This is a genomic window from Amycolatopsis sp. NPDC004747 (assembly GCF_053601335.1).
Genome location: NZ_JBSGBQ010000002.1, coordinates 138948 through 159346, shown reverse-complemented (window position 1 = coordinate 159346; position 20399 = coordinate 138948). Strand labels below are relative to the sequence as shown.

General features: G+C 74.5%; 2 protein-coding genes. Both read left to right on the top strand.

What is annotated here, in order from left to right:
• Positions 1 to 24 precede the first annotated feature (24 nt).
• Complete coding sequence (locus tag ACWEGE_RS03120; RefSeq protein WP_449658779.1) at positions 25 to 15090, top strand: SDR family NAD(P)-dependent oxidoreductase; 15066 nt, start codon at positions 25 to 27, stop codon at positions 15088 to 15090.
• A 10-nt stretch (positions 15091 to 15100) separates the two neighbouring features.
• Entirely contained in the window at positions 15101 to 20329 is a 5229-nt protein-coding gene (locus ACWEGE_RS03115) for a beta-ketoacyl synthase N-terminal-like domain-containing protein (protein ID WP_449658778.1), read from the top strand.
• The last annotated feature ends 70 nt before the right edge of the window (positions 20330 to 20399 follow it).

Here is a 20399-nt window from a genome sequence, read left to right as displayed (position 1 = left end):
GCGAACGAATCGTGGAGGAAGAACATGTCCGCGCCGAACGAGCAGATCGTTGACGCACTGCGCGCCTCGCTGAAGGAGAACGTCCGCCTCCAGCAGGAGAACGCCGCGCTCACCGCGGCCGCCGCGGAGCCCGTCGCGATCGTCTCCATGGCCTGCCGCTACGCCGGCGGGATCCGCGGCCCGGAGGACTTCTGGCGCGTGGTGTCGGAAGGCGCCGACGTCTACACCGGGTTCCCCACCGACCGCGGCTGGGACGTCGAGGGCCTCTACCACCCGGACCCCGACAACCCCGGGACGACGTACGTGCGCGAGGGCGCCTTCCTGCACGACGCGGCCCAGTTCGACGCCGGGTTCTTCGGCATCTCGCCGCGGGAAGCGCTGGCCATGGACCCGCAGCAGCGGCAGCTCCTCGAGGTGTCCTGGGAGACCCTCGAACGCGCGGGCATCGACCCGCATTCGGTGCGCGGCAGTGACATCGGCGTCTACGCCGGGGTCGTGCACCAGGACTACGCCCCCGACCTCAGCGGGTTCGAGGGCTTCATGAGCCTGGAGCGCGCCCTGGGCACCGCGGGCGGCGTCGCCTCCGGCCGGGTCGCCTACACGCTCGGGCTCGAAGGCCCCGCCGTCACCGTCGACACGATGTGCTCGTCGTCGCTGGTGGCGATTCACCTTGCCGCGCAGGCCCTTCGCCGCGGTGAGTGCTCGATGGCCCTGGCCGGCGGTTCGACCGTGATGGCCACGCCCGGCGGGTTCGTCGGGTTCGCCCGGCAGCGGGCGCTGGCCTTCGACGGGCGCTGCAAGTCCTACGCCGCGGCCGCCGACGGCTCCGGCTGGGCCGAGGGCGTCGGCGTGGTGCTGCTGGAGAAGCTCTCGGTGGCGCGCGAGCGCGGGCACCAGGTCCTCGCCGTCATCCGCGGCAGCGCGGTCAACCAGGACGGCGCCTCGAACGGCCTGACCGCCCCGAACGGCCCGGCCCAGCAGCGGGTCATCCGCAAGGCACTCGACAGCGCCGGGCTCACCCCGTCCGATGTGGACACCGTGGAGGGGCACGGCACCGGCACGGTGCTCGGCGACCCGATCGAGGTCCAGGCCCTGCTGGCCACCTACGGCCAGGGCCGGGACCCGCAGCGGCCGCTGTGGCTGGGTTCGGTGAAGTCGATCGTCGGGCACACGCAGGGCGCGTCCGGCGTGGCCGGCGTGATCAAGATGGTGCAGTCGCTGCGGCACGGGAAGCTGCCGGCCACGCTGCACGTCGACGCGCCCACCCCGCAGGTCGACTGGTCGGCCGGGACCGTCGAGCTGCTCACCGAGGGCCGGGAATGGCCGCGGGGCGGCCGCCCGCGCCGCGGCGGCATCTCGTCGTTCGGCGCCAGCGGCACGAACGCGCACATGATCCTGGAAGAAGCCCCCGAAGACCTCGTGAGCGGTAAGGAGGGTGCTGACCCGCCTTACCACTCACGACCGCTTGCGGTGCCCCTCGTCGTGTCGGCGGCGACCGCGGCCTCGCTGGCCGCCCAGGCCGGGCGCCTGGCGGAGGCCGGCGACGTTCCCCTGGCGGACATGGCCGGGACGCTGGTGTCCGGCCGCGCGGTGCTGAGCGAGCGCGCGGTGGTCGTGGCCGAGTCGGCCGAAGAAGCCGTGGCCGGGCTGCGGGCGCTGGCGAACGGCGAGAGCGCGCCCGGCCTGCTCACCGGCCGCGGCTCGGGCGCCCCGGGCAAGCTCGTCTGGGTGTTCCCCGGCCAGGGGACGCAGTGGGCCGGGATGGGTCGTGAGCTGCTGGATGTCTCGCCGGTGTTCGCCGCGCGCATCGCCGAGTGCGAGACCGCGCTCGGGCGCTGGGTCGACTGGTCGCTGACCGACGTCCTGCGCGGCGACGCCGACCTGCTGGACCGGGTCGACGTCGTGCAGCCCGCGAGCTTCGCGGTGATGGTCGGGCTCGCGGCCGTGTGGGCCTCGCTCGGTGTCGAGCCCGAAGCCGTCGTGGGGCACTCGCAGGGTGAGATCGCGGCCGCGTGCGTGTCCGGCGCGCTGTCGCTGGACGACGCCGCGAAGGTGGTCGCCCTGCGCAGCCAGGCCATCGCGGCCTCGCTGGCCGGCCGGGGCGGCATGGCCTCGGTCGCGCTGAGCGAGGAGGACGCGGCCGCGCGGATCGAGCCGTGGGCGGGCCGGGTGGAGGTCGCGGCCGTCAACGGGCCGTCGTCGGTGGTGATCGCCGGTGACGCCGAGGCACTGGACGAAGCCCTCGACGCGCTCGACGACCAGGGCGTCCGGATCCGGCGGGTGGCGGTGGACTACGCCTCCCACACCCGGCACGTCGAAGCCGCGCGCGAAGCACTGGCCGAGATGCTCGGCGGGATCCGCGCGCAGGCCCCGGAAATCCCGTTCTACTCGACCGTCACCGGCGAGTGGGTGGCCGATGCCGGTGTGCTCGACGGCGGGTACTGGTACCGGAACCTCCGCCGCCAGGTGCGGTTCGGCCCGGCGGTGGCCGAGCTGATCGAGCAGGGCCACCGGGTGTTCGTCGAGGTCAGCGCGCACCCCGTGCTGGTCCAGCCGATCAGCGAAGCGGCCGGCGACGCGGTCGTGACCGGGACGCTGCGGCGCGAGGAGGGCGGGCTCCGGCGCCTGCTGGCTTCGGCGGCCGAGCTGTTCGTGCGGGGCGTGAGCGTGGACTGGACCGGCGTGCTGCCGCCGTCCCGGCGCGTCGAGCTGCCGACGTACGCCTTCGACCACCAGCACTACTGGCTGCAGCTGGGCGGGTCCGCGACCGACGCGGTGTCGCTTGGCCTGGCCGGGGCCGACCACCCGCTGCTCGGCGCGGTCGTGCCGCTGCCGCAGTCCGACGGGCTGGTGTTCACTTCGCGGCTGTCGCTGAAGTCGCACCCCTGGCTGGCCGGGCACGCGATCGGCGGGGTGGTGCTCATCCCGGGCACGGTGTACGTCGACCTCGCCCTGCGCGCCGGTGACGAACTCGGCTTCGGCGTCCTGGAAGAGCTCGTCATCGAGGCGCCGCTGGTGCTGGGCGAGCGCGGCGGGGTCCGCGTGCAGGTCGCGGTGAGCGGGCCGAACGAAACCGGCTCGCGCGCGGTGGACGTCTTCTCGATGCGGGAAGACGGTGACGAGTGGGTCCGGCACGCGACCGGCCTGCTCGGCGAGTCGCCCGCCCGGGAGCCGGACCGGTTCGACTTCGCCGCCTGGCCGCCCGCCGGGGCCGAGCCGGTCGACGTCGAGCACTTCTACACCGACCTGATCGAGCGCGGGTACGCCTACAGCGGCGCGTTCCAGGGCATGCGGGCGGTCTGGCGGCGCGGTGACGAGGTCTTCGCCGAGGTCGCGCTGCCCGACGACCACCGCGAGGACGCCGGCAAGTTCGGCCTCCACCCGGCGCTGCTGGACGCGGCCCTGCACACGAACGCCTTCGCCAACCCCGGCGACGAGCGCAGCGTGCTGCCGTTCGCGTGGAACGGCCTGGTCCTGCACGCCGTCGGGGCGTCGGCGCTGCGGGTGCGGGTCGCGCCGGGCGGTCCGGACGCGCTGACGTTCCAGGCCGCGGACGAGACCGGCGGCCTGGTCGTCACCATGGATTCCCTGGTGTCCCGCGAAGTTTCGGCCGCGCAGCTGGAGACGGCGGCGGGCGAAGAGCGCGACTCGCTGTTCCGGGTCGACTGGATCGACGTGCCCGCGGCCGAAAGTGTGGCCACGGACCACGTCGAGGTGCTCGAAGCCGTCGGCGGGGAGCCCCTGGACCTGACCGCGCGGGTGCTGGAAGCCGTGCAGGCGTTCCTCGCCGAAGCGGCGGAGGAAGCCCGGCTGGTCGTGGTGACCCGCGGTGCCGTCCGCGAGGTGACCGACCCGGCCGGCGCGGCCGTATGGGGCCTGGTGCGGGCCGCGCAGGCGGAGAACCCCGGCCGGATCATCCTGGTCGACACCGACGGTGCCCTGCCGCTGGGTGCGCTGCTGGGCAGTGGTGAGCCGCAGATCGCCGTGCGCGGTGGTGCTTTCTCCGTCCCACGGCTGTCCCGCGCCACCGGCGAAGCGCCGGACGGGGTGTTCAGTCCGGAAGGGACGGTCCTGCTCACCGGCGGCACCGGCTCGCTCGGCGCGCTCGTGGCCGAGCACCTGGTCGCCCGGCACGGCGTCCGGCGGCTGGTGCTCGCGAGTCGTCGAGGAGTGGCCGCGGACGACCTCCTCGCCGAGCTGACCGAGCAGGGCGCGAGCGTGACCGTGGTGGCGTGCGACGTGTCCGACCGCGACCAGGTCGCCGCGCTGCTGGCCGAGCACCGCCCGACCGCGATCGTGCACCTGGCCGGCCTGCTGGACGACGGCGTCATCGGGGCGCTGACCCGGGAACGGCTGGCCGGGGTGTTCGCCCCGAAGGTCGACGCCGTCCAGCACCTCGACGAACTGGCCGGCGACCTCGAAGCGTTCGTCGTGTTTTCCTCCGCGGCCGCGCTGATGGGCTCGGCCGGGCAGGGCAACTACGCGGCGGCCAACGCCTTCCTCGACGGCCTGATGGCCCGGCGCCGCGCGGCGGGCCTGCCCGGCGTGTCGCTGGCCTGGGGCCTGTGGGAGCAGGCCGACGGCCTGACCGCGCACCTGTCCGCCACCGACCAGGCCCGGATGAGCCGCGGCGGCGTGCTCGCCATGACGCCCGCCGAGGCCCTCGACAGCTTCGACATCGGCTTGGCCGCCGAGCAGGCGCTGCTGGTGCCGATCAAGCTCGACCTGAAGACCCTGCGCAGCGCGGGGGAGGTCCCGCACCTGCTGCGCGGCCTGGTCCGCGCGAGCCGCCGGGTGACGCGCACGGCCGCCGCGAGCGGCAGTGGCGGCCTGGCGGGCAAGCTCGCCGGGCGGCCCGTCGAGGAACAGGAAGGCGTCCTGCTCGGCGTCGTCCAGGCCGAGGCGGCCACGGTGCTCGGCTTCAACGCCCCCGAGCTGGCCCAGGGCACCCGCGGGTTCAGCGACCTCGGCTTCGACTCGCTCACCGCGGTCGAGCTGCGCAACCGGCTGAGCGCGGCGACCGGCGTCAAGCTGCCCGCCACGCTGGTCTTCGACTACCCGACGCCGGTGGCGCTCGCCCGCCACCTGCGCGAGGAGCTGGGCGAGACGGTCGCGGGCACGCCCACCGCGGTGATGACGACCGCCGCCGCCGACGCGGGCGAACCGATCGCCATCGTCGGCATGGCGTGCCGGCTGCCGGGTGGCGTGATGAGCCCCGACGACCTGTGGCGGATGGTCGCCGAAGGCCGCGACGGCATGTCGGCCTTCCCCGAAGACCGCGGCTGGGACCTCGACGGCCTGTTCGACTCCGACCCGGAGCGCCCGGGCACCGCGTACATCCGCCAGGGCGGCTTCCTGCACGAGGCCGCGCTGTTCGACCCCGGTTTCTTCGGGATCTCGCCACGGGAAGCGCTGGCCATGGACCCGCAGCAGCGGCTGCTGCTGGAGGCGTCCTGGGAAGCGCTGGAGCGCGCGGGCATCGACCCGACGAAGGCCCGCGGTGACGCCGTCGGCGTCTTCTCCGGTGTCTCCATCCACGACTACCTCGAGTCCTTGAGCAACATGCCCGCGGAGCTCGAAGGCTTCGTCACCACGGCCACCGCGGGGAGCGTCGCCTCGGGCCGGGTGTCCTACACCTTCGGCTTCGAGGGCCCGGCGGTCACGGTCGACACGGCGTGCTCGTCGTCCCTGGTCGCGATCCACCTGGCCGCACAGGCACTCCGGCAGGGCGAGTGCACGATGGCCCTGGCCGGCGGTGTCGCCGTGATGGGCTCGCCGATCGGCGTGATCGGCATGTCGCGGCAGCGCGGCATGGCCGAGGACGGCCGGGTCAAGGCCTTCGCGGACGGCGCGGACGGGACTGTCCTGTCCGAGGGCGTCGGCATCGTCGTCCTCGAACGGCTTTCGGTGGCCCGGGAACGCGGGCACAGGGTGCTCGCCGTCCTCCGCGGCAGCGCGGTCAACCAGGACGGCGCGTCGAACGGCCTGACCGCCCCGAACGGGCCCTCGCAGCAGCGGGTGATCCGCGCGGCGCTGGCCGGCGCCGGGCTGGCACCGTCCGAAGTGGACGTTGTCGAGGCGCACGGCACCGGCACCGCGCTGGGCGACCCCATCGAGGCCCAGGCCCTGCTGGCCACCTACGGCAAGGACCGCGAGACGCCGTTGTGGCTCGGGTCGCTGAAGTCGAACATCGGCCACACCCAGGCCGCCGCGGGCGTCGCCGCCGTCATCAAGATGGTCCAGGCGCTGCGGCACGACGCCCTGCCGCCGACCCTCCACGCGGAGGAACCCACCAAGCAGGTGGACTGGTCCGCGGGCGCGGTCGAGCTGCTGACCGAGGGCCGCGAGTGGGCCCGCAACGGCCACCCGCGCCGGGCCGGCGTCTCGTCGTTCGGCATCAGCGGCACCAACGCGCACCTGATCCTCGAAGAGGCACCCGCCGACGACATCACCGAAGCCGACGTGCCCGACGGCGTGGTGCCTGTGGTGGTCTCCGCACGCAGCGCCGGAGCCCTGGAAGGGCAGGCCGGGCGGCTGGCGGAGTTCCTCGACGGGGACGTCTCGCTGACCCGCGTGGCCGGTGCCCTGCTGTCGACCCGGGCGACGCTGACCGACCGGGCCGTCGTCGTGGCGGGGTCGGCCGAGGAAGCCCGGGCCGGACTGACCGCGCTGGCCCGCGGCGAGAGCGCGCCCGGCCTGGTGACCGGCACCGCCGGGATGCCGGGCAAGACCGTCTGGGTGTTCCCCGGCCAGGGGACGCAGTGGGCCGGGATGGGCCAGGAGCTCCTGGATGTCTCGCCGGTGTTCGCCGAGCGGATCGAGGAGTGCGCGGCCGCGCTGGAGCCGTGGGTCGATTGGTCCCTTGTGGACGCTCTGCGGGGTGAGGGAGATCTGGACCGGGTCGATGTGCTGCAGCCTGCGTGTTTTGCGGTGATGGTGGGGCTGGCCGCCGTGTGGGCCTCGGTCGGCGTCGTGCCCGACGCCGTCGTGGGGCACTCCCAGGGCGAGATCGCCGCGGCCTGCGTGTCCGGCGCACTGTCCCTTGAGGACGCTGCGAAGGTGGTCGCCCTGCGGAGCCAGGCGATCGCCGCGGAGCTCTCCGGCCGTGGCGGGATGGCGTCGGTGCAGTTGGGCCGAGACGAGGTGGCTGCCCGGCTCGCGCCGTGGGACGGGCGGGTCGAGGTCGCCGCGGTCAACGGGCCGTCGGCAGTGGTGATCGCGGGTGACGCCGAAGCGCTCACCGAGGCTGTCGAAGCCCTTGGTGGTCGGCGGGTGGCGGTGGATTACGCGTCTCACACCCGCCACGTCGAGGACATTCGCGACATTCTCGCCGAGACTCTGGTCGGGATTACCGCGCAGGCGCCGGTGGTGCCGTTTTACTCGACGGTTACCGGCGAGTGGATCACCGAAGCCGGGGTTGTCGACGGCGGTTATTGGTATCGGAACTTGCGCAACCAGGTTGGCTTCGGCCCGGCCGTGGCCGAGCTGCTCGCCCAGGGCCATGGTGTGTTCGTCGAGGTCAGTGCGCATCCGGTGCTGGTGCAGCCGATCAGCGAGTTCACTGACGCGGTCGTGACGGGGACGCTGCGGCGGGACGACGGTGGTCTGCGGCGGCTGCTGACGTCGATGGCGGAACTGTTCGTCCGCGGGGTCCCGGTGGACTGGGGCACGCTGGCGCCGCCCGCGCGCGTCGAACTGCCGACCTATGCCTTCGACCACCAGCACTTCTGGCTCAGCCCACCCACCGCCGCCGACGCGCCTTCGCTCGGCCTGGCCGGGGCCGACCACCCGCTGCTGGGCGCGGTCGTGGCGCTGCCGCAGTCCGGCGGCCTGGTGTTCACGTCACGCCTGTCGCTGCGGACACACCCGTGGCTGGCCGACGGCGTCCCGAGCGCCACCCTGGTCGAGCTGGCCGTGCGGGCCGGCGACGAAGCCGGCTGGCCGGTCCTCGACGACCTGACCGTCGAAGCGCCGCTCGTCCTGCCCGAAAGCGGGGGCCTGCGGGTGCAGGTCACCGTGAGCGGCGAGCGCGCGGTCGAGGTGTATTCGCAGCTCGAAGGCGACGACGACTGGACCCGGAACGCCACCGGGCACCTGTCCGCCACGGCTCCGGCGCACGAGCCGTTCGACTTCACCGTCTGGCCGCCCGAAGGCGCCCAGCGGGCCGACGGCGGCTGGCGGCGCGGCGAGGAGATCTTCGCCGAGGTCGCGCTGCCCGAGGAGCTGAACGCCGGTGCGTTCGGCATCCACCCCGTGCTGCTGGACGCGGCCGTGCGGCCGGTCCTCGCGGACGACGAGCAGCCTGCGGAGTGGCACCGCCTGGTCCTGCACGCCGCGGGCGCGTCGGCGCTGCGGGTGCGGCTGGTGCCGGGCGGCTCCCTCGAAGCGGCCGACGAAACGGGTGGCCTGGTCGTCACGGCGGGTCCGGTGGTGGCCCGGGAGCAGGCGGCCTCGCCGACCCGCGCCGGATCGCTCTACCGGGTCGACTGGACCGAGGTGTCCCTTGCGGACAGTGCGGTGCCGGAGCAGGTCGAGGTGCTCGAAGCCGCCGGCGGGGAGCCCCTGGACCTGACCGCGCGGGTGCTGGAAGCCGTGCAGGCGTTCCTCGCCGAAGCGGCGGAGGAAGCCCGGCTGGTCGTGGTGACCCGCGGTGCCGTCCGCGACGTGACCGACCCGGCCGGCGCGGCCGTGTGGGGCCTGGTCCGGGCCGCGCAGGCGGAGAACCCCGACCGGATCGTCCTGCTCGACACCGACGGTGAAGGGCCGCTCGGTGCGGTACTGGCGAGCGGCGAGCCGCAGGTCGCGGTGCGCGGCGGGAAGTCCTTCGTGCCCCGGCTCGCCCGCGCGGAGCAGCGCGGCGAGCCCGTGTTCCGCCCGGACGGGACGGTCCTGATCTCGGGCGCCGGTGCGCTCGGCGGCCTGGTGGCCCGCCGCCTGGTGGAACGCCACGGCGTGCGGAAGCTGGTGCTGGCTTCGCGGCGCGGCCGGGACGCCGACGGCGTGGCCGAGCTGGTCGCCGAGCTCGACGCGGACGTGTCCGTGGTGGCGTGCGACGTCTCCGATCGCGCTCAGGTGGCCGCGCTGCTCGACGAGCACCGGCCGACCGCCGTGGTGCACACCGCCGGTGTCCTCGACGCGGGTGTCATCGGGACGCTCGACCGCGAGCGGCTGGCCCGGGTCTTCGGCCCCAAGGTCGACGCCGTCGGGCACCTGGACGAGCTCACCCGGGACTCCGACCTCGACGCGTTCGTCGTCTACTCCTCGGTGTCCGCGGTGTTCATGGGCGCGGGCAGCGGCAGCTACGCCGCGGCGAACGCCTACCTGGACGGCCTGATGGCGAACCGCCGCGCGGCGGGCCTGCCGGGCCTGTCCCTGGCCTGGGGCCTGTGGGAGCAGAGCACCGGCATGGCGGCCAACACCGACGAGGCCACCCGGGCCCGGATGAGCCGCCGCGGCGGCCTGCAGATCATGACGCAGGCCGAGGGCATGGACCTCTTCGACGCGGCCCTGACCTCGAGCGAGCCGCTGCTGGTGCCCGCCAAGCTGGACCTGCGCGGGGTACGCGCCGACGCCGCCGAGGGCGGGGCCGTGCCGCACCTGCTGCGCGGCCTGGTCCGGGCGGGCCGCAGGCAGGCCCGTGCCGCGTCCACTGTGGACAACGGGCTCGCCGGGCGGCTGGCCGGGCTCGCCCCGGCCGACCAGCTCACCCTGCTCCTTGACCTCGTCCGCGCGCAGGTGGCCGCCGTGCTCGGGCACGCCGACGCCGGTGCCGTCCGGGTGGACACCGCGTTCAAGGACGCCGGCTTCGACTCGCTGACCGCGGTCGAGCTGCGCAACCGGATGCGGACCGCCACCGGCCTGAAGCTGCCCGCGACCCTGGTCTTCGACTACCCGAACCCCCAGACGCTGGCGAAGTTCCTGCGCGAGGAACTCGGCGGCGCGGCGGAGACGCCGGTGGCCGCGGCCGTCGCGAAGGCCGACCTCGACGAGCCGATCGCCATCGTCGGCATGGCCTGCCGCCTGCCGGGCGGGGTCGCCGGACCCGAGGACCTCTGGCGGCTGGTGGCCGAAGGCCGCGACGCGGTCTCGGAGTTCCCGACCGACCGCGGCTGGGACGTGGACAGCCTGTACGACCCGGACCCGGCGGTCCCGGGCAAGACCTACACCCGGCACGGCGGGTTCCTGCACGAGGCCGGGCTCTTCGACGCGGGGTTCTTCGGGATCTCGCCGCGCGAGGCCGTCGCGATGGACCCGCAGCAGCGGCTGCTGCTGGAGACGTCGTGGGAAGCGATGGAAGACGCCGGGGTCGACCCGCTGGCGTTGCCGGGCACCGACGTCGGCGTGTTCACCGGCATGTTCGGCCAGGGTTACGTCGCGCCGGGCGACAGCGTGGTCACCCCCGAGCTGGAGGGCTTCGCGGGCACCGGCGGGTCGTCGAGCGTGGCGTCCGGGCGCGTGTCGTACGTGTTCGGCTTCGAAGGCCCGGCCGTGACGATCGACTCGGCGTGCTCGTCTTCGCTGGTCGCGATGCACCTGGCCGCGCAGTCGCTGCGGCAGGGCGAGTGCTCGATGGCGCTGGCCGGCGGCGCGACGGTGATGGCGAACCCCGGCGCGTTCGTGGAGTTCTCCCGGCAGCGGGGCCTGGCCGTCGACGGGCGCTGCAAGGCCTTCGCCGCCGCGGCCGACGGCACCGGCTGGGCCGAGGGCGTCGGCGTGGTCGTCCTCGAACGGTTGTCCGTGGCGCGCGAACGCGGCCACCGGATCCTGGCCGTGCTGAGCGGCAGCGCGGTCAACCAGGACGGCGCGTCGAACGGCCTGACCGCTCCGAACGGGCCGTCGCAGCAGCGGGTCATCCGCCGGGCACTGGGCAGCGCCGGGCTGGCACCGTCCGATGTGGACGTCGTCGAGGCGCACGGCACCGGGACCACCCTGGGTGACCCGATCGAGGCGCAGGCCCTGATCGCCACCTACGGCAAGGACCGCGAGACGCCGCTGTGGCTCGGGTCGCTGAAGTCGAACATCGGCCACGCGCAGGCGGCCGCGGGGGTCGCGGGCGTGATCAAGATGGTCCAGGCGCTGCGGCACGAGGTCCTGCCGCCCACCCTGCACGTCGACCGGCCGACGCCCGAGGTGGACTGGTCCGCCGGTGCGGTCGAACTGCTGACGGAGGCGCGGAAGTGGCCGCGCAACGGCCGTCCGCGCCGGGCCGGGGTGTCCGCGTTCGGCGTCTCCGGCACGAACGCGCACCTGATCCTGGAGGAGGCACCCGCCGAAGAGCCGGTGCCGACGCCCGAGGTGCCGCTCTTGCCGGTCGTGGTCTCGGCTCGGAGCAAGGCTTCCCTGGCCGGTCAGGCCGGTCGCCTCGCCGGTTTCGTGGCGGGTGACGTGCCGCTGGTGAGCGCGGCCAGTGCACTGGTGGCGAACCGGGCCGCGCTGACCGAGCGCGCGGTCGTCGTCGCGAGCTCCCGCGAAGAAGCCGTGACGGGCCTGGAAGCGCTGGCCCGCGGTGAAGACACGGCCGCGGTCGTCACCGGCCGGGCCGGGGCACCGGGCAAGCTCGTCTGGGTCTTCCCCGGGCAGGGCTCGCAGTGGGCGGGCATGGGCCGGCAGCTCCTCGAAGAGTCCCCGGTGTTCGCCGAGCGGATCGCCGAGTGCGCGGCCGCGCTGGCACCGTGGGTCGGCTGGTCGCTGCTCGACGTGCTGCGCGGGGAGGCCGACCTGCTGGACCGCGTCGACGTCGTGCAGCCCGCGAGCTTCGCAGTGATGGTCGGCCTCGCCGCGGTGTGGCAGTCGGTGGGCGTGCGGCCGGACGCCGTCGTCGGGCACTCGCAGGGCGAGATCGCCGCCGCCTGCGTGTCGGGGGCGTTGTCGCTGCCGGACGCGGCGAAGGTGGTCGCCCTGCGCAGCCAGGCGATCGCCGGCCGGCTGGCCGGCCGCGGGGGCATGGCCTCGGTCGCGTTGGGCGAAGAGGACGCGACCGCGTGGCTGGCGCCGTGGGCGGACCGGGTCCAGGTGGCCGCGGTCAACAGCCCCACCTCCGTGGTCATCGCCGGGGAAGCCCAGGCCCTCGACGAGGTCGTCGAAGCGTTGTCGGGCCGGGACGTCCGCGTCCGGCGGGTGGCCGTGGACTACGGCTCCCACACCAACCAGGTCGAAGCCATCGAGGACCTCCTCGCCGAGACGCTGGCCGGGATCGAGGCGCAGGCACCGGCGGTGCCGTTCTTCTCCACGCTCACCGGCGGCTGGATCACCGAAGCCGGGGTCGTCGACGGCGGCTACTGGTACCGGAACCTGCGCAACCAGGTCGGCTTCGGCCCGGCCGTGGCGGAGCTGCTCGCCCAGGGCCACGGCGTGTTCGTCGAGGTCAGCGCGCACCCGGTGCTGGTCCAGCCGCTCAGCGAACTCGGCGAAGACGCGGTGGTGACCGGGTCGCTGCGGCGCGACGACGGCGGCCTGCGGCGGCTGCTGACGTCGATGGCCGAGCTGTTCGTGCGCGGTGTCCCGCTCGACTGGACGGCCGTCCTGCCCCGCGCGGGCCGGGCCGACCTGCCGAAGTACGCCTTCGACCACCGCCACTACTGGCTGCGGGCCGCCGGGGCCGCGACCGACGCGGCCTCGCTGGGCCAGGCGGCGGCCGACCACCCGCTGCTGGGCGCGGTCGTCGAGCTGCCGCAGTCCGACGGCTTGGTCTTCACCTCGCGGCTGTCGGTGCGGACGCACCCGTGGCTGGCCGACCACGCGGTCGGCGGCGTCGTGATCCTGCCGGGCTCCGGGCTGGCCGAACTGGCCGTGCGGGCCGGCGACGAGGCCGGCTGCACCGCGCTCGACGAGCTGATCATCGAGGCGCCGCTGGTCGTGCCCGGCCAGGGCGGGGTCCGGGTCCAGGTCGCGCTGAGCGGCCCGGACGGCACCGGCTCGCGCACGGTGGACGTCTACTCCCAGCGTGCTGCGGGCACTTGGACGCGGCACGCGACCGGCGTGCTGTCGTCGGCACCCGCCGAGGCCGCCGGGTTCGACTTCGCCGCGTGGCCGCCCGCGGACGCCGAGCGGGTCGACGTCGAGACCTTCTACACCGACCTCGCCGACCGCGGTTACGGGTACGGCCCGGCGTTCCAAGGGCTGCGGGCGGTGTGGCGGCGCGGCGACGACGTCTTCGCCGAGGTCGCCCTGCCCGAGGACCTGCGCAAGGACGCGGGCCGGTTCGGCGTCCACCCGGCGCTGCTCGATGCGGCCCTGCAGGCCGCCACGGTCGGCGGTGAACCCGGCGAGCCGGTGCTCGCCTTCGCGTGGAACGGCCTGGTCCTGCACGCGGCGGGCGCATCGGCCCTGCGGGTCCGGCTTTCGCCGAGCGGCCCGGACGCGTTGTCCGTCGAAGCCGCCGACGAGACCGGGGGCCCGGTCCTGACCATGCAGTCGCTGGTGTCCCGGCCGGTTTCGGCCGAGCAGCTGGGCGCCGCCGCCGATGCGGGTCACGACGCGATGTTCCGCGTCGACTGGACCGAGCTCGCCGCGGGCCGGCTGACGGCCACCGCGGAGCAAGCCGAGGTCCTGGAGGTCGCCGCGGGTGATTCCGCGCTGGCCGCGACCACCCGGGTCCTGGAGAAGCTCCAGGCGTGGCTGGCCGGACCCGAAGCGGAGCGCCTGGTCGTCGTCACCCGCGGGGCAGTGCCCGCCGGCGGCGACGACACGGTGACCGACCCGGCCGCGGCCGCGGTGTGGGGCCTGGTCCGGTCCGCGCAGGCGGAGCACCCGGACCGGATCGTCCTGCTGGACACCGACGGCGAAGTTCCCTTGGCCGCCGTCCTGGCCTCCGGCGAGCCGCAGCTCGCGGTCCGCGGCACGAGCCTCCTGGTGCCCCGGCTGGCCCGCGCCACCCGGCTCGCGGACACGTCTGCCGCCTTCGACCCGGACGGCACGGTGCTGATCTCGGGCGCCGGTTCGCTGGGCGCACTGGTGGCCCGGCACCTGGTGACCCGGCACGGCGTGCGGAAACTCGTGCTGGCCAGCCGGCAGGGTGCGGACGCCGAAGGCGCGAAGGACCTGATCAGCGACCTGCCCGGCGCGGACGTGTCCTTCGTGGCCTGCGACGTCTCGGATCGCGGCCAGGTGGCCGGGGTTCTCGCGGACCTCCCGGACCTGACCGGGGTGGTGCACACCGCCGGGATCTTCGAAGACGGCGTGATCGAAGCGCTGACTCCGGACCAGCTGGCGAACGTCTACGCGGCCAAAGTCACCGCCGCGATCCACCTCGACGAGCTGACCCGCGACCGGGACCTCGGCGCGTTCGTCGTGTTCTCCTCCGTCGCGGGCGTCATGGGCGGCGGTGGCCAGGGGCCGTACGCGGCGGCGAACGCCTACCTGGACGCGGCGATGGCCCGCCGGCGCGCGGCGGGCCTGCCCGGCCTGTCCCTCGCCTGGGGCCTCTGGGAACGCAGCGGCGGTATGGCCGCCCACCTCAGCGAGGTCGACCACGCCCGGGCGAGCCGCAACGGCGTCCTGGAACTGACCCGGGCCGAAGGCCTGGAACTGTTCGACCTCGCGCTGCGGATGGACGAGTCGCTGCTCGTGCCGATCAAGCTCGACCTCGCGACGCTGCGGGCGGGCGCGGTCCCGGTCCTGTTCCGCGGCCTGGTGCGGCCGGCCAGGACCCAGGCCCGCTCGGTGTCCACTGTGGACTCCGGGGTGGCCGGGCTGGCCGGGCTCGCCCCGGCCGACCGGGAGGCGCGGCTCGTCGACCTGGTGCGCGGGCAGGTCGCGGTCGTGCTCGGGTACGACGGGCCGGACGCGGTGCGCGCCGACACGGCGTTCAAGGACACCGGGTTCGACTCGCTGACGTCGGTGGAACTGCGCAACCGGCTGCGCGAGGCGACCGGGCTGAAGCTGCCCGCGACGCTGGTCTTCGACTACCCGAACCCGCTGGCCGTGGCCCGTTACCTGAGCGCGCGGCTGGTCCCGGAAAGCACCGGGAACGGGCACGGCGGGGACAGCGACCGGCTGCGGCACGTCCTGGCGGCCGGCACGGCCGACGAGCCGTCGATCGCCGATCTCGGTGTCGATGACCTCGTGCAACTGGCTTTCGGCGACGAGTGATGGGGAGCAAGTGGTGAGTGCGTCGTATGAAAAGGTCGTCGAGGCGCTGCGGAAGTCCCTCGAAGAGGTCGGCACGCTGAAGAAGCGGGCCGCCGCCGCCCGCGAGCCGATCGCGATCGTCGGCATGGCCTGCCGGCTGCCCGGTGGCGTCAGCGGACCGGACGACCTGTGGCGGCTGGTGGCCGAGGGCGGCGACGCCGTGTCGGGGTTCCCCGCCGACCGCGGCTGGGACCTGGAGAACCTGTTCGACCCGGACCCGGACCACCCGGGGACGTCCTACACCGACCGGGGCGGCTTCCTGCACGACGCGGCCCTGTTCGACCCGGGCTTCTTCGGGATCTCGCCGCGCGAGGCCCTCGCCATGGACCCGCAGCAGCGGCTGCTGCTGGAAGCGTCCTGGGAAGCCCTGGAAGGGGTCGGCCTCGACCCGGCTTCGTTGCGGGGCACCGACGTCGGCGTATTTACCGGCGCGGGCGGCTCGGGCTACGGCGGCGGGCTGGCCGCGCCGGAGATGCAGAGCTTCGCGGGCACCGGGCTGGCGTCGAGCGTCGCTTCGGGCCGGGTGTCCTACGTCTTCGGGTTCGAGGGCCCGGCCGTCACGATCGACACCGCGTGCTCGTCTTCGCTGGTGGCGATGCACCTCGCCGCACAGGCCCTGCGCCAGGGCGACTGCTCGATGGCACTGGCCGGCGGCGCGATGGTGATGTCCGGCCCCGACTCCTTCGTCGTCTTCTCCCGGCAGCGCGGGCTGGCCACGGACGGCCGCTGCAAGGCGTTCGCCTCGGGTGCCGACGGCATGGTGCTGGCCGAGGGCATCAGCGTGGTCGTGCTGGAGCGGCTGTCGGTGGCGCGGGCGCGCGGGCACCGGGTGCTGGCCGTGCTGCGGGGCAGCGCGGTGAACCAGGACGGGGCGTCCAACGGGCTCACCGCCCCCAACGGGCCTTCGCAGCAGCGCGTGATCCGCGCCGCGCTCGCCGGCGCGGGGCTGGCACCGTCCGATGTGGACCTCGTCGAGGCGCACGGCACGGGAACGAGCCTGGGCGATCCCATCGAAGCGCAGGCGCTGCTGGCCACCTACGGGCAGGATCGCGAGACGCCGTTGTGGCTCGGCTCGCTGAAGTCGAACATCGGCCACACGCAGGCGGCCGCGGGCGTGGCGAGCGTGATCAAGGTCGTCCAGGCGCTGCGGCACGACGTCATGCCGCCGACCCTGCACGTCGACGAGCCCAGCGCGCAGGTGGACTGGTCCGAAGGCGCGGTGGAACTGCTGACCGAGCGCCGCGAGTGGCCGCGCGGCGACCGGCCGCGCCGGGCCGGGGTGTCCTCCTTCGGCGTCAGCGGCACGAACGTGCACCTGATCATCGAGGAAGCGCCGGCGGAGCCTGCCGCACCGGAGCCGGTTCCCGCGGACGTGGTCCCGCTGGTGATTTCGGCTCGCAGCGCCGGTTCCCTGGCCGGTCAGGCCGAACGGCTGACCCGGGTGAGTGCGCCACCGGCCCGGCTCGCCGGTGCGCTGGTGGCCGGGCGCGCGGTGCTCGAGGAACGCGCGGTCGTCGTGACCGGTTCGGCCGAGGAAGCCCGCGCCGGGCTGGGGGCGCTGGCCCGGGGCGAGGCCGCGCCCGGCGTCGTGACCGGGAGCGCGGGCAAGCCGGGCAAAGTCGTGTGGGTGTTCCCGGGGCAGGGGACGCAGTGGGCTGGGATGGGCCGGGAGCTCCTGGAGGCTTCGCCGGTGTTCGCGGCGCGGATCGCCGAGTGTGCGGCCGGGTTGCGGCCGTGGGTCGATTGGTCCCTTGTGGACGTTCTGCGTGGCGAGGGTGACCTGGAACGGGTCGATGTGCTGCAGCCCGCGTGCTTTGCGGTGATGGTGGGGTTGGCTGCGGTGTGGGAGTCCGTGGGGGTGCGTCCGGACGCGGTCGTGGGGCACTCGCAGGGTGAGATCGCGGCCGCGTGTGTGTCCGGTGCACTGTCGCTTGAGGACGCGGCGAAGGTGGTCGCGTTGCGGAGCCAGGCGATCGCTGCGGAGCTCTCCGGCCGTGGCGGGATGGCGTCGGTGCAGCTGGGCCAGGACGAGGTGGCTGCCCGGCTCGCGCCGTGGGAGGGGCGGGTCGAGGTCGCCGCGGTCAACGGCCCATCGGCAGTGGTCATCGCGGGTGACGCCGAAGCGCTCACCGAAGCCGTCGAAGCCCTTGGCGGCCGGCGGGTGTCGGTGGATTACGCGTCTCACACCCGGCATGTAGAAGACATTCGCGACACTCTCGCTGAGACCTTGGTCGGGATTACTGCGCAGGCGCCGGTGGTGCCGTTTTACTCGACGGTCACCGGCGAGTGGATCACCGAAGCCGGTGTCCTCGACGGCGGTTACTGGTATCGGAACCTGCGCAACCAGGTTGGCTTCGGTCCGGCCGTGGCTGAGCTGCTCGCCCAGGGGCATGGTGTGTTCGTCGAGGTCAGTGCGCATCCGGTGCTGGTGCAGCCGATCAGCGAGTTCACTGACGCGGTCGTGACGGGGACGCTGCGGCGGGACGACGGTGGCCTGCGGCGGCTGCTGACGTCGATGGCCGAACTGTTCGTCCGCGGGGTCCCGGTGGACTGGGGCACGCTGGTGCCGGCCGCCCGGGTGGACCTGCCGACGTATGCCTTCGACCACCGGCACTTCTGGCTCAGCCCGGCCGAACAGGCGGACGCCGTCTCGCTCGGCCAGGCCCCGGCCGGGCACCCGCTGCTGGGCGCGGTCGTCGAGCTGTCCCAGTCCGGCGGCCTGGTGTTCACTTCGCGGCTGTCGCTGCGGACGCACCCGTGGCTGGCCGACCACACGATCGGCGGCGTGGTGCTCTTCCCCGGCACCGGCCTGGTCGAACTCGCCGTGCGGGCGGGCGACGAGGCCGGCTGCCCGGTCCTCGACGAACTCGTGACCGAAGCGCCGCTCGTCGTGCCGGGGCAGGGCGGCGTGAACGTCCAGGTCACGGTGAGCGGCCCGGACCCGGACGGCTCGCGCACGGTCGAGGTCCACTCCCAGCGCGACGAAGGGTGGACCCGGCACGCGACCGGCACGGTCTCGGCGACGCCGTCCGGCGCCGGCTTCGACTTCACGGCGTGGCCGCCGCCCGGTGCCCAGCGCGTCGAAACCGGCGGCTTCTACGAGGACCTCGCCGAGCGCGGCTACGCGTACGGGCCGGTGTTCCAGGGCGTGCGGGCGGTGTGGCGACGCGGTGACGAGGTGTTCGCCGACGTTGCCCTGCCCGACGACCGGCGCGAGGACGCCGCCCGGTTCGGCCTGCACCCCGCGTTGCTCGACGCGGCCGTGCAGACCGGGACGTTCGCCGCGACCGGCGAACCCGGCCGGTCCGTGATGCCGTTTTCGTGGAACCGGCTGGCGCTGCACGCCGTCGGGGCCGCGGGCCTGCGGGTGCGGGTGGCGCCCGGCGGGCCGGACGCGCTGACCGTCGAAGCCGCCGACGAGACCGGTGCCCCGGTGCTCACCATGGACTCGCTGATCCTGCGCGAGGTCGCCCTCGACCGGCTCGACACCGCGCGCCCCGGCTCCCTGTACCGGGTGGACTGGCCCGAACTGACCACTGTGGACACTGCGGTCCCGTCGGGCCGGGCCGAGGTGCTGGAAGCCGTCGGCGAGGAGCCCCTGGAGCTGACCAGCCGGGTCCTGGAAGCGGTGCAGGCGTTCCTCGCCGACGCGGCGGAGGAAGCCCGGCTGGTGGTGGTGACGCGCGGTGCCGTCCGCGAGGTGACCGACCCGGCCGGCGCCGCGGTGTGGGGCCTCGTCCGGGCCGCGCAGGCCGAGAACCCGGACCGGATCGTCCTGTTCGACACCGACGGCGAGGTGCCGCTGGACGCGCTGCTGGCCACCGGTGAGCCGCAGCTCGCGTTGCGCGGCACGACGTTCTCGGTGCCCCGGCTCGCCCGCGTCACCGAACCGGCGGAGCCGCCGACGACCTTCCGCCCGGACGGGACGGTCCTGGTCTCCGGGGCCGGGACGCTGGGCGCACTGGCCGCCCGCGACCTGGTCACCCGGCACGGCGTCCGGAGCCTGGTGCTGGCCAGCCGGCGCGGCCGCGAAGCCGTCGGCGTCGAAGACCTCGTCGCCGAGCTGGCCGGGCAGGGCGCGTCGGTGTCCGTGGTGGCCTGCGACGTCTCCGACCGCGACCAGGTGGCCGCCCTGCTCAAGGAGCACCCGGTGACCGCGGTGGTGCACACGGCGGGCGTCTTCGACGCCGGCGTCACCGGGGCGCTGAACCGGGAGCGGCTGGCCAAGGTGTTCGCCCCCAAGGTCGACGCCGCCCTGCACCTCGACGAGCTGACCCGCGACCTGGACCTCGACGCGTTCATCGCCTACTCGTCCGCCTCCTCGATCTTCATGGGCGCGGGCAGCGGCGGGTACGCGGCGGCGAACGCCTTCCTCGACGGCCTGATGACCGCTCGCCGCGCCGCGGGCCTGCCCGGGCTGTCGCTGGCCTGGGGTCCGTGGGAGCAGCTCACCGGCATGGCCGACACCATCGACGACCTCACGCTGGCCCGGATGAGCCGGCGTGAGGGCCGAGGTGGCGTCCGCGCGCTGGGCTCCGCCGAGGGCATGGAGCTGTTCGGCGCCGCGCTCGCCGCCGGGCAGGCGCTGCTGGTGCCGATCGAGCTCGACCTGCGCGAAGTGCGGGCGGACGCCGCCGGCGGCGGCACGGTCCCGCCCCTGCTGCGCGGGCTGGTCCGCGCGGGACGGCAGGCGGCCCGCTCGGCACCGGGCGAGGACGGCGGCCTGCCCGCCAAGCTGGCCGGGCTCACCGTGGCCGAACAGGAAGCGCTGCTGCTCGACGTCGTCCGCGGGCAGGTCGCCGTGGTCCTCGGGCACGACGGCAGCTCCGGCGTCCGCGCCGACACCGCGTTCAAGGACGCCGGGTTCGACTCGCTGACGTCGGTGGAACTGCGCAACCGGCTGCGCGAGACGACCGGCCTGAAACTGCCCGCGACGCTGGTCTTCGACCACCCGAACCCGCTGGCGCTGGCCCGGCACCTGCAGACGGAACTCGCCGTCGAGGAAGCGTCCCCCGCGGACGCGGTGCTGGCCGGGCTCGCCGGACTGGAGGCCGTCATCGCGGCCGCCTCGGACGGCGACCGGATCGCCGTCCGGTTGCGGGAACTGCTCAAAGCCGCCGAAGCCCGGCCCAGCGCGTCCGACGACCTCGACACGGCCAGCGACGAGGAGCTCTTCGCCCTCGTCGACGGGCTCGACTGACAAACCGACTGTGACATCCGGGGCTTCGCCCCGGGCCGGGGGCTCCGCCACCCGGGCCCCCGAAAAGCAG

What these genes read in the sequence shown, in the direction of transcription:
- ACWEGE_RS03120 (WP_449658779.1), top strand. Translation starts at nt 25, where the DNA reads ATGTCCGCGCCGAACGAGCAGATCGTTGACGCACTGCGCGCCTCGCTG.